Source organism: Shinella oryzae (assembly GCF_023038235.1).
In the GTDB taxonomy this organism is placed as follows: Bacteria; Pseudomonadota; Alphaproteobacteria; order Rhizobiales; family Rhizobiaceae; genus Shinella; species Shinella sumterensis.
Genome location: NZ_CP081988.1, coordinates 1,843,953 through 1,857,999 on the forward strand (window position 1 = coordinate 1,843,953; position 14,047 = coordinate 1,857,999).

The 14,047-nt window shown below is 62.0% G+C and carries 12 protein-coding genes; 11 read left to right on the forward strand and 1 reads right to left on the reverse strand.

Annotated elements, in window-relative coordinates:
• Nucleotides 1-4 precede the first annotated feature (4 nt).
• From K6301_RS24770 to K6301_RS24805, 8 genes are all read left to right on the forward strand, one after another.
• Nucleotides 5-919 carry a branched-chain amino acid ABC transporter permease gene (locus tag K6301_RS24770; protein WP_247221488.1) on the forward strand — a complete coding sequence of 305 codons (915 nt, stop codon included), beginning with the start codon at nucleotides 5-7 and terminating at the stop codon, nucleotides 917-919.
• Nucleotides 919-1,977, forward strand: a complete 1,059-nt coding sequence (locus K6301_RS24775; RefSeq protein WP_247221489.1) for a branched-chain amino acid ABC transporter permease — start codon at nucleotides 919-921, stop codon at nucleotides 1,975-1,977. The genes K6301_RS24770 and K6301_RS24775 overlap by 1 nt, the downstream gene beginning before the upstream one ends.
• Nucleotides 1,970-2,674 carry a GntR family transcriptional regulator gene (locus K6301_RS24780; protein ID WP_247221490.1) on the forward strand — a complete coding sequence of 235 codons (705 nt, stop codon included), beginning with the start codon at nucleotides 1,970-1,972 and terminating at the stop codon, nucleotides 2,672-2,674. Before K6301_RS24775 ends, K6301_RS24780 begins: the two co-directional genes overlap by 8 nt.
• A 25-nt stretch (nucleotides 2,675-2,699) precedes the next feature.
• Nucleotides 2,700-4,730, forward strand: coding sequence for a hydantoinase/oxoprolinase family protein (locus tag K6301_RS24785; RefSeq protein ID WP_247221491.1), 2,031 nt, complete (start codon nucleotides 2,700-2,702; stop codon nucleotides 4,728-4,730).
• An 11-nt stretch (nucleotides 4,731-4,741) separates the two neighbouring features.
• Complete coding sequence (locus tag K6301_RS24790; RefSeq protein WP_247221492.1) at nucleotides 4,742-6,439, forward strand: hydantoinase B/oxoprolinase family protein; 1,698 nt, start codon at nucleotides 4,742-4,744, stop codon at nucleotides 6,437-6,439.
• A gap of 3 nt (nucleotides 6,440-6,442) precedes the next feature.
• Entirely contained in the window at nucleotides 6,443-6,634 is a 192-nt protein-coding gene (locus K6301_RS24795) for a hypothetical protein (protein ID WP_247221493.1), read from the forward strand.
• 93 nt (nucleotides 6,635-6,727) lie between these two features.
• Nucleotides 6,728-8,032, forward strand: a complete 1,305-nt coding sequence (gene gabT / locus K6301_RS24800; protein ID WP_247221494.1) for a 4-aminobutyrate--2-oxoglutarate transaminase — start codon at nucleotides 6,728-6,730, stop codon at nucleotides 8,030-8,032.
• Nucleotides 8,029-9,480, forward strand: a complete 1,452-nt coding sequence (locus tag K6301_RS24805) for an NAD-dependent succinate-semialdehyde dehydrogenase (RefSeq protein WP_247221495.1) — start codon at nucleotides 8,029-8,031, stop codon at nucleotides 9,478-9,480. Before gabT ends, K6301_RS24805 begins: the two co-directional genes overlap by 4 nt.
• 162 nt (nucleotides 9,481-9,642) lie before the next feature.
• Here the strand turns inward: K6301_RS24805 and K6301_RS24810 are convergent, their stop codons facing one another.
• Complete coding sequence (locus K6301_RS24810) at nucleotides 9,643-10,590, reverse strand: LysR family transcriptional regulator (protein ID WP_247221496.1); 948 nt, start codon at nucleotides 10,588-10,590, stop codon at nucleotides 9,643-9,645.
• Nucleotides 10,591-10,823: 233 nt separating this feature from the next.
• Here K6301_RS24810 and K6301_RS24815 point away from each other — a divergent pair, with 233 nt between their 5' ends.
• Genes K6301_RS24815 through K6301_RS24825 form a run of 3 tightly spaced genes read left to right on the forward strand, consistent with a single transcriptional unit; the run spans nucleotide 10,824 to nucleotide 14,015 of the window.
• Nucleotides 10,824-11,915: an ABC transporter ATP-binding protein gene (locus tag K6301_RS24815; RefSeq protein ID WP_247221497.1), complete on the forward strand. Its 1,092-nt coding sequence runs from the start codon at nucleotides 10,824-10,826 to the stop codon at nucleotides 11,913-11,915.
• 36 nt (nucleotides 11,916-11,951) lie between these two features.
• Nucleotides 11,952-12,683, forward strand: a complete 732-nt coding sequence (locus K6301_RS24820; protein ID WP_247221499.1) for an HAD-IA family hydrolase — start codon at nucleotides 11,952-11,954, stop codon at nucleotides 12,681-12,683.
• Nucleotides 12,684-12,716: 33 nt separating this feature from the next.
• Entirely contained in the window at nucleotides 12,717-14,015 is a 1,299-nt protein-coding gene (locus K6301_RS24825) for an NAD(P)/FAD-dependent oxidoreductase (protein ID WP_247221500.1), read from the forward strand.
• The last annotated feature ends 32 nt before the right edge of the window (nucleotides 14,016-14,047 follow it).

Genomic DNA, 14,047 nt, shown 5'->3' on the forward strand with positions numbered 1-14,047 from the left:
CGCCATGGCCAACATCGTTCAAGTTCTCGTCGACGCGATCGCGCTGGGCAGCCTCTATGCCCTTGTCGCGCTGTCGATCGGCCTCGTCTTCGGCGTCATGCGGCTCGTCAATTTTGCGCAGGCCGACTATATCACGATCGGCGCCTATGCGCTGGTGGTGCCGACGGCGAGTGTCGCACCGCCGTTGCTTCTGGGCGCATTGCCCTCCGCACTCATGATCGGCGGCGTGCTGGTCGTCGTGGTTGCGCTGGCCCTGCTGACGGAACGCGTCGCCTTCCGGCCGCTGCGAAACTCCAATCCCTCGACGTTGCTCATTTCGTCCTTCGCCGTCAGTTATTTCCTGCAGAACCTCGTCATGCTCATCCATACCGGCCGGCCGAAATCGGTCGGCATCGGACAGGGGCTGGCCAATGCGGTGGAGATTGGTGGCGTGCGGATTCCGGGCGTGCAGCTCCTCACCATGGTCGTTACCGCCGGCCTGCTCGTCGCCCTGGTGCTCTTCCTCAAGAAGACGCCGCTCGGTGTGCAGATGCGCGCGGCGGCGGAAAACTTCCAGATGGCCCGCCTGCTCGGCATGCCGGCGAACCGGGTGATCGCACTGGCCTTTGCGATTTCCGGCCTGCTCGGCGGTGCGGTCTCGCTGCTCTTGACGATCCAGACGGGCACGCTCGACCTGCGCATGGGCCTGATGCCCGTCGTCTATGCGTTTTTTGCCACCGTCATCGGTGGCATGGGTTCGCTGCCGGGGGCCGCACTCGGCGGGTTCCTCGTCGGCGTCGCCAGCGTACTCCTGCAAACCTATCTCCCGGCGGACCTGCGACCCTTCCGCGATGCCGGTGTGTTCATGATGGTCATCCTGATCCTCCTCGTGCGCCCGCAGGGCCTGATCATCACCAGCGCCGCGAAGGAGCGCGTGTAATGAAGAGCGATACCATGTCCTTCGCAACGATCGGCCGCTTCTGGTTTCCGGTTTTTGCCCTTGTCATACCGCTTGCGATCATCGTGGTGGTGACAGGCCAGTTCGGCGGCCTCTCCATCCAGCGCACCGTCATCGAGATGCTGATCAGCATCGTCATCGTCGTCGGGCTCTACATCTTCGTCGGCAATTCCGGCATCATTTCCTTCGGCCATGCCACCTTCATGGCGATCGCGGCCTATGCGTCGGCATGGCAGACGTGCTGCGAGATGCTGAAGCCGATCACCATGTCCGGCCTGCCGCCATTCCTGCGCGACCAGAGCATCCCGCTCCTGCCGTCCGCCGTTGTCTCGGTGCTGCTCGCCGGCGGTGCCGCCTTCCTCACCGGACTCGTCATCATGCGGCTCACCGGCCTTGCAGCCTCGATCTCGACGCTCGCCGTTCTCTTCATCCTCAACGTCGTCTATTCCAACTGGGACAGCGTCACGATGGGCTCGGCGTCGATCGTCGGCCTACCGACTTATGTCACGGCCTGGCTGGCGCTCGGCTGCGCTGTTTTCGCCATCGTCATCGCCTATCTCTACCAGGTCTCCGCCTTCGGCCTGGCGATCCGGGCAACGCGCGAAGATGAGGTCGCGGCGGCCGCATCGGGCATCTCGCTCTACTGGTCACGGCTGATCGCGTTCACGCTGTCCGGCTTCATGGTTGGCCTCGGCGGGGTGCTGCAGGCTCATTATCTCGGGACTGTCTCGATCAACAGTTTCTTCCTGAGCTTCACCTTCCTGGCGCTTGCCATGCTCATCGTCGGCGGCATGGGAAGTCTTGCCGGGGCGGTTGTCGGTGTCGTCGTCATCACCGTGATGGTCGATATCTTCCGTCGTCTCGAAAGCGGGATTTCGATCGGTGGTGAACAATGGGCGCTGCCGGCGGGCACGCAGGAGCTTATCATCGCGGCCTTTATGCTGTTGATACTGGTCTTCCGCAAAGACGGAATCATGGCAGGGCGGGAAATGACCCTGCCAGGGCAGGAACAACGCGAAAAAGGTCTCATCAATGGCTAGCAACCTCCTCTTCAATACAGACGAACCGGTCGGCATCATCGACAATCGCATGCTCTCCGATCAGGTTTCGACTTTTCTCGTGCGCGAACTGATCTTTGGTCGGCTGCAGCCGGGCCAGCGCGTCAACGAGGCGGAGCTCGCCCGTCAGCTCGGCATCAGCCGCAATCCCATCCGCGAGGCGATCCGCCGGTTGGAAGAGCGTGGCCTGCTCGTGGCCGTACCGCGCAAGGGGACGTTCGTGCGGACCTTCCTGCGCAGCGATATCGACGAGATTTTCTCCTTCCGCGTGGTGGTCGAGCGTTTCGCGGTGGAGCAGGCCCTGCCGCAGATGACGGATGCGGACGTCGATCGCATTGCCGGTTTCGTCGATGCCATGGTGGCGGCGGCCAATGCCAATGACGAGATCGTTCTCGTCGAGAACGACTTGGCCTTCCATCTGGAGATCTGCAAACTCTCGAAGAACCGCCAGACGCTGCACGCCTTCACCAATATCCAGGCGGAAGTGCAGATGCTGATCACCATGGCCGAGCGGCAGTTCGAGAGCCAGATGGCGGCAGCCGTCGATCATTGGCCAGTCGTCGAGGCATTGCGCACCCGCAATTGCGAAAAGGCGATGGATGCTATCCGCGATCACATCCGCGATTCCTGGCGCCACCTGCTTGAAGCTTACGAACGGGACAAAGCCCGCTCGTCCTGATCCATCCATAAGAAAAGAGGGAACAATGCCTGACAACAAAATCATCGGCATCGACATTGGGGGAACGTTCACCGACTTCGTTTCCTACGATGCGGCGACCGGCACCATCGAGAACTGGAAGAACCTGACGACACCCTCCGAACCGATCGAAGGTGTGCTCCAGGGGCTTGGACAGGTGGAGGATGTCGCCGGCGTCGACAAGATCCGTCTCGGCACGACGATCGCAACCAACGCGTTGCTCACGCGCCGCGGTGCCAAGGTTGCCTATGTCACGACTACCGGCTTCCGCGATGTTCCCTTCATCCAGCGCGGCGACCGCCGCAGCCACTATGATATTACCTGGATCAAGACCAAGCCGCTGATGAAGCGCGCTGACACCTATGAGATCGGCGGTCGCTTCAGCGCCAAGGGCGAGCTGGTCACAGCGCTTGACGAAGAGGCCGTGCGCGCGCTTGCCGCGACGATCAAGGCCGACGGCACGATCGAGGCGATCGCCGTCTGCACGCTGTTTTCCTATATCGATCCGAGCCACGAGCAGCGCATTCGCGATATCCTTGCGGAAGAACTGCCGGGCATGCCGATCTCGATTTCCTACGACGTGCTGCCGAAGTGGAAGGAATACGACCGCGCCTCGACCACCATCGCCGACGCCTATCTGAAACCCATCGTCTCCGACAATTTCCACCGCATGCAGAAGCGCCTCGACGCCATCGGCATCGGCGACAAGATCGGCGTGATCAAGTCGAACGGCGGTGAATCGACGCTGAAAGGTGCGGCCGAAGCGCCGGTGCAGATGACGCTGTCCGGTCCGACCGGCGCCGTCGTCGCAACCCGAGTGCTTTCCGAATTGACGGGCATCAAGAACCTCGTCACCTTCGACATGGGCGGCACCTCCACCGATTGCTCGACCGTCGTTGATGGCGTTGAGCATGTGACGACCAATTTTGAGATCGAATGGGGCCTGCCGATCCAGATCCCGATGATCGACATCCACACGATCGGCGCCGGCGGTGGCTCCATCGCCTGGATCGACAAGGGCGGCATGTTGCGCATGGGCCCGCAATCGGCAGGCGCCGCTCCGGGGCCGGCCTGCTACGGCCGCGGCGGTGAAAACGCCACCGTGACCGACGCGAATGTCGTCCTCGGCCGCATCAATCCAGACTACTTCCTCGGCGGCAAGATGAAGCTCGACGCGGAGGCGGCGCATCGTGCGGTCAAGAAGATTGCCGACCAGCTTGGCCTGGAGGTCGATGCGGCTGCCTTCGCCATGGTGCAGATCGCCAACAACAACATGCTGGGCGCGCTGCGTGCTGTTCTCCTCCAGCGGGGTCTCGATCCGCGCGACTTCTCGCTCGTTGCCTCCGGTGGAGCGGGGCCGGTGCATATCTGCGATCTCATGGATATATCGGGTATTCCGCAGGGCATCGTACCGAACTACCCCGGCCAGTTCTCCGCCTTCGGCTTCATCATGACCGACGCCCGTGTCGATCGGCATCGCACGGTGCAGCAGATCTCGAAATATTTCGACGGTGCCCGCGCCACTGGGGCGATGACGGAACTGGTGGATGGCGCTATCGCCGAGCTGGTCTCCCAGGGCTATCAGCAGAAGGTCGAAATCTACCGCTCCATCGAGGCGCGCTATTTCGGCCAGAACCACGAGCTGGAGCTCAGCTTCCCGGCCAACGAGTTCACCGAGGAAACAGTTGCGGACCTCTGGGAGCGCTTCCACGAGGAACACCAGAATCGCTTCGGCTTCTCCATTCCGGGCGAGACCATCGAGACCGTCAATCTCAAGGTCGTGGCCGTTGCCGTGTCCGAAAAGCCGAAGATGCGCGAACTCGAAAAGGGCGAGGGCACGCCTGCCGCCTCCGGCAGCCGCAAGGTGCGCTTCGAAGACGGTTGGCACGACGTGAAGACTTACGATCGCGGCACGTTCAAGCAGGGGCAGACCGTGTCCGGTCCTGCCATTATTGAAGAAAACGCGTCCGTCACCATCCTGCAGCCGAAACAGACGCTCTGCGTCGATCGTCTCGGCAATCTGATCATTTCGGCCTGAGGAGTACCGTCATGGACTTCGTTACGATGAACATCCTGGAATCCAGCATGGTCTCGCTCTGCAAGGAGATGGGGATCGTGCTGATGAAGACGTCCTATTCGACGATCTTCAACGAGGCGCTCGACTTCACCTGCGGCCTCGCGGACATGAACGGCGACATGATCGCCGTCGCCGACTATTGCCCGGCGCAGATTGGCGGCATGCCGCTTCTCGTGAAATCGTGCCTCAAGGAAATCCCGATCGGCGAGATCGAAGAGGGCGACGTGATCCTTCACAACGACCCCTATCGCGGCGGCCTGCACACGCCCGAGCACACCTTCTTCAAGCCGATCTTCGTCGATGGCGAGATCATGGGCTTTGCGGTGGCGATCGGCCATATCGCGGAAGTGGGCGGGATGGCGCCGGGCGGTTTCTGCGGCGAGGCGACGGAAATCTTCCAGGAAGGGCTTCGCATCCCGCCGGTAAAGATCAAGAAGCGCGGCAAGGACAATATCGAGGTCTGGAAGCTGCTTCTTGCCAATGTACGCACGCCGCGCGTCAACTATGGCGACCTGCGCGCACTCATCGCCGCCGTCGATCTTGGCGAAAAGCAGATGACGCAGATCTACAAGAAATACGGTAAGGAGAAGATCAAGGAGACCGTCAACGACCTGCTGCTCTATTCGGAACGCCGCATGCGCGCCGAACTGGAAGCGATCCCCGATGGTATCTACGCTTTCTCCGACAAGATCGAGAGTGACGGCATCGACGCCGACCGCACCTATACGGTCGCCGTGGAGGTTCACAAGCGCGGCGGCGAGATCATCGTCGACTACCACGGTTCCTCGCCGCAGGCTTCCGGCCCGATCAATGCGACGCTGGGCGTCGCCACCTCGGCCGCCTACAACGCCGTGCTGCACATGACGGACCCGACGATCCCGCGCAATTCGGGCTGCTTCCGGCCGATCCGCGTCATGGCCCCGCCCGGCACGATCGTCAACGTCGATTTCCCCGCTCCAGAAGTCGGCGGCAACACCGAAACCCATCCGCGCATCGTTGGCACGATCCTCGGCGCCATGGCACCGGCCGTTCCGAATCGCGTGATGGCGGCGGAAGGCGCGACGCACTGCAACTTCGTCTTCGGCGGCGTCGATGCCGACACCAAGGAGTTCTTCGCCTGCTACGATCTCGAGGCCGTCGGCTGGGGTGGCCGCGCCTTTGCCGATGGCAATGATGGCGTCGATTCCATCAACGGCAATTGCCGGATCACACCCGTCGAAGTTTACGAAACGCGCTTCCCTTGGCGTATCGAAAGCCTCGCATTCAACGTTGATGCGGGCGGTGCCGGCGAATACCGCGGGGGCGTCGGCTACACAAAGCAGATGCTGTGCCTCAACGACGAGATCATCTGCTCGCAGATGACCGACCGTCACCTGCTCGCCCCCTGGGGTCTTAATGGCGGCACGGAAGGCGGCGTCGGCGCGACGCTGGTCATGAAAAACGGCCGCGAGGACTGGCAGACGATGCGCGAGGCCTATGGCAAGGCCTCGACCAGCCGCTACTCCAACGTCTCGATCCGCCGCGGCGACCGCGTCCGGCTCGTCACGCCCGGCGGCGGTGGTTACGGCGATCCGGCAATGCGCGATCCGGCAGCTGTCGCGGAGGATGTCCGCGAGGGCTACGTCTCCAAGGCGGCTGCCCAGAAATACTACGGCTATCAGGAGGCCTGAACCATGAAGTTTTCGCTGAACGGGCTTTACATCGAAAGCTATACGAAATGCGCCAATTGCGGCGTGTTGATCTACGAGGCCTCGGCCGAGGATTCCAGCCGCAAGAAGGCCCATGACGGCAGCATTTATTGCTCGCAGGAATGCGTCGACTGGAAGCTCGACCGGGACGCCCGCCGCGCCAAGGCTGCGGTCTAACGGGGAATTTCCGGCCCCGCTCGCGTGCGGGCGGGGCCGGACCTGAGCGCAGGCAAGAATGCCGCGTCAAACACCACATCCAAGGAGACATCCATGTCCACGAACGCTGCCTTCACGGCGCGGCGCGCTGCCGCCATTCCGGCCGGCCTGTCGAAACATCTCGACGTCTATATCGAGAAAGCGGAAAACGCCGAACTATGGGACGTCGAAGGCAAGCGCTACATCGATTTTGCCGCCGGCATCGCCGTCAACAACACCGGTCACCGCCATCCGAAGGTGCTCGAACGAGTGCGCAACCAGCTCGACAAGATCACCCATACCTCGTTCCAGACGACGCCCTACATCGACTATGTCGCAGTCTGCGAGAAACTGAACGATGTGGTGCCGGGCGATTTTCCGAAGAAGACTTTCCTCGTCTCCACCGGCGCCGAAGCCATCGAGAACGCCGCCAAGATCGCCCGCGCCGCGACCGGACGCTCAGCCTTCGTCGCCTTCTCCGGGGGTTTCCACGGTCGCACTCTGATGGCGATGACGCTGACCGGCAAGACCACGCCCTACAAGGCCGGTTTCGGTCCGCTCGTGCCTGACGTCTTCCATCTGCCGTTTCCCATTCCTTATCACGGCATTTCCGAGCAGGAATCGCTGACCGCGCTCGACCGCTTCTTCCGATCCGAGGTCGATCCGACCCGGGTTGCCGGCATATTCGTCGAACCCGTTCAGGGCGAGGGCGGTTTCTATCCGGCGCCCGTCACCTTCCTGCGCGCGCTGCGCGAGATCTGCGACAAACACGGCATCCTGCTGATCGCCGACGAAATCCAGACAGGTTTTGCCCGCACGGGAAAAATGTTTGCGATGGAACATGCCGGCGTCGCCGCCGATATCGTCACCATGGCCAAGGGGCTGGGTGGCGGCTTCCCGATCGCTGCCGTCACCGGCCGCACCGATATCATGGACAAGATCCCGATGGGCGGCGTCGGCTCGACTTTTGCCGGCAATCCGCTGTCCTGCGCGGCATCGCTCGCCGTCATGGAGATCATCGAGGACGAAAACCTGATCGACCGCGCCAACGAGGTCGGCAGCCGGTTGAAATCGACCTTCGAGGATTGGCAGGAAGGCAACGAATTCGCCTGCATAGGCGAGGTGCGCGGTCTCGGTGCGATGGTGGCGATCGAGTTCGTGCGTGACCGCGAGACGCGCCAGCCCTGGCCGGAACTGGTCAAGGCAATCACGCACACCGCCGCCGAAAAGGGCCTGCTGCTGCTCTCCTGCGGCGTGCATGGCAATGTCGTGCGCGTGCTGACGCCGCTGACAATCCCTTTCGACCACCTCGACGAAGGGATCGCCATCCTGAAGGACAGCCTGCGGGCGGCCCTGGAAAAGGTGGAGGCCGGTCAATGACGCTTGCGCTGCTTCACGACCAGGCTTTCATCGATGGCGGTTGGGCCGCTGCGGATACGGGCGCGACTTTCGAGGTGCGCAATCCGGCGACGGGAGAGGTTCTCGCCCGCGTCGCCGATCTTGCCGCCACCGACGTCGAGCGGGCGATCCGTGCCGCGGAGCGCGCGCAAACCGACTGGCGGGCGCGGCCGGCCAAGGAACGGGCAAAGCCGCTGCGCGCGTGGTTCGACCTGATCACGGCGCACGCGGAAGACCTTGCCCGGCTGATCACCGCAGAGCAGGGCAAGCCGCTTTACGAAGCCCGGGGCGAGGTGGCGTTCGGCGCCTCCTTCGTCGATTGGTTTTCCGAAGAGGCCAAACGCGTCTATGGAGACGTCATCCCGTCCGCCGGCCGCGACCGGCGTTTCATCGTGCTGAAACAGCCCATCGGTGTGTGCGCCGCCATCACACCGTGGAACTTTCCGCTGGCGATGATCACCCGAAAGGCCGCCGCGGCACTCGCCGCCGGCTGCACCATGGTCGTCAAACCCTCCGAGCAGACGCCGCTCACGGCGTTGGCCATGGCGGAGCTTGCCCGGCAGGCCGGCATTCCGGCCGGCGTGCTCAACATCGTGCCGTCGAAGGACGCCGCCGGCATCGGCCGTCTGCTCTGCGAGCATCCGGTCATCCGCAAACTCTCCTTCACCGGTTCAACCGCCGTCGGTAAGCTCTTGATGCGGCAATGCGCCGATACGCTGAAAAAGCTGTCTCTCGAGCTGGGCGGCAATGCGCCGTTCATCGTCTTCGACGATGCGAACCTCGACCTCGCCGTCGCCGGTGCCATCGCGTCGAAGTTCCGCAATTCCGGCCAGACCTGTGTCTGCACCAACCGCATCTATGTGCAGGACGGCATCCACGATGCCTTCGTGGCGAAGCTGACGCAAGAGGTTGCCAAGCTGAAGGTTGGAGACGGTGCCGCATCTGAGGTGGTGCAGGGCCCGCTGATTAATGCCAAAGCCGTTGCGAAAGTGGCGGAACTGATCGGTGACGCCGTGGGGCAAGGCGCCCATGTCGAGACCGGTGGCAAGCCGCATGCACTCGGCGGCACATGGTTCGAGCCGACGGTGCTGAGCGGCATGCAGGCCTCGATGCGGTTGGCGCATGAAGAGGCTTTTGGCCCGGTCGCTCCGGTCTTCCGCTTCAAGGACGAAGCCGAGGTCATCCGCCTCGCCAACGACACGCGCTATGGCCTGATGGCCTATTTCTACGCGCGCGACATCAGCCGTATCTGGCATGTGCTCGAAGAGCTGCAATTCGGTATGGTCGGCATCAACGAAGGGCTGATTTCGACGGAGCTTGCGCCGTTTGGCGGGATCAAGGAGAGCGGCTTTGGTCGCGAAGGTTCCAAATACGGCATTGATGAATATGTCGAGCTGAAATACGCGTGTTTCGGCGGCTTGAGAGTTTGATCGCGGATATGGCTACGACCCTCATATACTCGGACCCCGTGATTGCGCGGTATTTTTATCGGAATGGAGCATCCGATGCTTCAGGCTTCCCACAGAACCGTGGCCGAAGTCGAAACCAAAGAGCGGATCGACTACCTGATATCCGCAAATCGGTCACACTGTTTACTTCCTGATATCGATATTCAAAGACGGATATAGTCCTCCCACGGCTCTGACGTCCTCAGTCAATTCTGCAATCAACCAGTCGCGGACCTGGCCGACTATGGGGCGGAAGGGCTTGTCGCGCAAGCGGACGAGATGGCAGCGGCGACCGGTTACCATGAGTTGCTCGCGCGCCGGCACCAGTGTGCGGTTCCGCAGCCAGTGCGCCACGACATTGAGCCAGCCGAGCGCGACGCCCTGACCCAGAAGCGCTGCCTGAACGACAATGGCGTAATCCGAAAAAATCATCGAATTGTGCGTTTCACGACCATTGGCCGGTGTGAACAGCTTTGACCAATCCGGCTGTGCGTCACTGAGGTTGATGGTGGTATCCGGAACGCGGCTGACGTTTTCACCGGATATGACGTGGCTTTTCATGTAGTCGGGACTGCAGATCGGCAGCAGGATTTCTGGCATGACGAAGGCAGCTTCATGCCTGCCGTCTGGTCCATCGACAAAGCGCATGCCAAGGTCGACATCATTCACCGAACCTGACAGCGCGCCCATCACGAGTTGGAATCTCAGGTCGACAGCAGGAAATTCCTTCTTGAATTCCGCCATTCGCGGCATCATCCAATGGGTGGTGAAGCCTGTCGAAACCGAAAGTGACACCGTTTCGATACCCGTCCGGCGATCCTCGATCTCGCGCAATGCGCTTTCGATACCGGCGAAGCCGCGGCCGATCGCATCGAACAGCAAAGAGCCCGCTTCCGTCAGCGTCACGCCGCCAGGCTGGCGAAAAAACAATGCCGTACCAAGATGTTCCTCGAGCCGCGACATCATCCGGCTGACCGCGGCCGGCGTCACGTTCAGCTCTTCAGCCGCGCGAGAAAAGCTACCGCAGCGCGCAGCGGCCTCGAACGTGAAGAGGCCATTCATCGATGGCAGGGAGCGGCGGAGAAAAGTCATTACATGATGTAACACCCTTCCAATATTTTTTCAATTGCGCCAAGCGATCTTGTTTGGTCTGTTGATCGGCAACGAAGGGAAAAGACCTTCCAGATGACAAGGGGAACGTCGTGGATTGATGCCGGTTCGGATGCCAGATGCGCTGAACCACCTCTCCATTTCTGTTTCTGCGAGAACCAGCTACCATGCTGCGGCCTTATGCCGAACGAGGTAGAATTGTGCAGTGGAATCATATGATTGATCAACAAGAAAGAGCGCGCGTCGGCGTTTCCATCAGGCAGGCCACGAAGTCCTACGGGCCCTTTCGCGCACTCGACGACGTAAGCCTCGATGTCGGCCAGGGCGAGTTCGTCTCCATTCTCGGCCCGTCCGGTTCCGGCAAGACGACGCTCCTCGGCATCCTGGGTGGTTTCGTCCAGCCGAGTGCAGGCTCCATCTGGCTGGGCAATCGCGATATTACATTTGAGCCGCCGCACAAGCGTGAGATTGGCATCGTCTTCCAGAACTACGCCCTGTTTCCACATATGAGTGTGGGCGAGAACATTACTTTCCCGCTGCGGGCGCGTCGCCTGCCAAAGGCGACATGGCCGGACAGGTTGGCGTCGGCGCTCGAGATGGTCGAATTGACGGGCTACGAAAACCGGAAGATCCACGAGCTTTCGGGAGGCCAGCGTCAGCGTGTTGCCCTTGCACGCGCCATGATCTTCGAGCCGGGCCTGATCCTGATGGACGAGCCGCTCTCGGCGCTCGACAAGCAACTGCGTGAAAACATGCAGATCGAACTGAAGCGCCTGCACAAGAGGCTCGGCTCCACCATCATCTATGTCACCCACGACCAGCGGGAGGCACTGACGATGAGCGACCGAGTGGCGATCATGAACAGGGGTAAACTGGTGCAGGTCGATACGCCCGAGCGCCTGCACGATCACCCCGCCAATACCTTCGTCGCCAGCTTCATCGGGGAGGCGACCTTGCTGCCTGTTCAGCGCGAAAGCGACAGCGTCGTGCGCCTCGGCCAGCAGGCGCTGAAGACGGCGCATCCCATGCCGGCCGGGTCGAACCTGCATCTCGTGGTCCATTCCGAAAAGCTCGTCGTGGCCGACGGTTCGGAGCCAGAAGCCAGCAACAGGCTCTCCGGCACGGTCACAGACACGCTCTACCAGGGCGAAAGCATTCGGGTTTTCGTGAAGCTCGATGACGGCGGCGAAATGAGCTTCCGGCTTCCCAGCAATCATGCCGGCCGCGCGCTGATGAAATCGCCAGGCGAGGCGATAACCCTCGCGCTCCACCCGGAAGACACGGTCATCGTTCCCGAAGCGGGCTGACGGATCCATTCACTACGGTCAACAAGGATGAAGATTATGCAATTAACACAATTCAAAGTCATGACCTTCGACGTGGTCGGTACTTTGATCGATTTCGAAAGCGGCGTGCTCAATGCCGTGCGCGCGCTGGGCGGCGACAAGGCCGCCAAGGCAAGCGACGACGAGATATTCGAGCCCTACAAGCGCGGCCGCGACAAGTTCTATGGCCGCTCCTCCTTCGCGATGAAGGACGTCTATCTCTCGCTCGCTGCGGAGAACGGCTACAAGAATGACGACGCCACCGCGGAAGCCTTCCAACTCGCTGTGCTGCGCTGGCCGGCCTTCGCCGATTCCGTCGAGGCTCTGGCGCGCCTGCGCAAGAATTTCCGTCTCGTCGCCATGACAAATGCCGACCGGACCGCATTTTCGGCCTATTCCGATACGCTCGGCAACCCGTTTCACGACAGCATCACTTGTGACGAAACCGGCTGCGCCAAGCCCAATCCGCAGTTCTTCGCCTATAACAAGGGCCGCCAGTCGGCCTTCGGTTTCAAGCAGTCGGAAATCCTGCATGTCGCCCAGAGCCAGCATCACGATATCGGTGTCGCCCGCGAACTCGGTTACACGACCTGCTGGATCGAGCGTCGCCAGGGCCAGCAGGGTTTCGGCGGCACGCCGGTGCCGAAGGTGCTTACCAAGCCAGACTTCCACTTCGCGAGCCTCGGACAACTGGCAGATGCGGTCGACGCGGAACTTGCGGCCGGCGTGAAGGCGGCGACGGCAGCCTGATTAGACAGACCGGATCGAGAACGAGCAAAACCGATGACCGCCCCCCGTCCTCCCTTTCCCGACATCCAGTCCCTATGGCAGGAGACGGCTTCGCACCGGCCCGCCTTCGACCGGCTGTCGGGCGGTCATCGGTTCGACGTCGCCATTATCGGCGGCGGCTATACTGGGCTGTCGACCGCGCGCTACCTTGCCCGCCGCGGCCTTTCCGCAGTGGTGCTGGAGGCGAGCCAGATCGGCTGGGGCGCCAGCGGCCGCAATGGCGGCGTCGTATCCGGAAAATTCCGGCTGGCCTTTTCCGATATCGCTTCACGCTATGGCCTCGAAACGGCGAGGCGCATGCACGATCTCGGCATCGAGGCGATCGACCATGTCGGCGAACTGGTGTCGGACTACGGCATCGCCGAAGCCGGCTACCGCCCGACAGGTTCGTTGCGCTGCGCCCATAACGAGATATCGCTCGACGGTCTCAAGAAGGAAGTCGAGTGGTTACGGGGATCTCTCGGCGACCATGCCTGCACAATCCTGTCGCCCGAGGAGATGGAGGCGGAGACCGGCTCGCGCGATTTCGTCGGCGGCATGCTGAACACCCATGGCGGCATCATCCATCCGCTGAACTTCGTGCACGGATTGGCGGCCGGCCTGAAGGCCGAGGGGATCGCTATTCATGAGAAGTCGGCGGTCACGGGGATGCGGCGCGATCGGGACGGCGTCGTGCTCGAAACGCCGGGCGGCACAGTCTCGGCGCGGCAGGCGGTGATCGCCACCAATTCCTATTCCGACCTGACGCCGGCGACATCCGCGGTACGGAAATCCCTCATTCCCTTCCGCTCGGCGATGATTGCGACTGAGCCTTTGGCCGGTTCTTCCCTGCTGTCGCAAGGCCGCAGCTATACCGAGACGCGCCGCATGATGCGCTGGTTCCGCAAAGCCGGCGACCGGCTGATGTATGGCGGCCGCGGCGCCTTCGGCACGGCCGATTCCGAGAGCGCTTTTGCAGCGCTGGAAAAGGCGATGGTGCGGCAGTTTCCCGAACTGGCTTCGGTTTCGGTCACGCATCGCTGGTCGGGGCTCGTCGCCATGACCATGGACAGCATTCCCCATCTGGGCCGGCTCGACGACCGCGTGGTCTATGCTCTCGGCTATAACGGCACAGGCGTCGCGCTGGCATCGAACATGGGCCGCTACGTCGCGGCCATGGTTGCGGGCGAGGAGCCCGATCTCGGGCTCCTGACCTCCGAGCCGCTCAAGCCCGTGCCATTCTATCCCATCAGGAAGCCAGCCGTCCGCCTTGTCGCCGGCTGGTACCAGTTCCTCGATGCAATCGGGCGTTAAGACCCGGAAGTCGCATGCCATCAGCGGCGTTA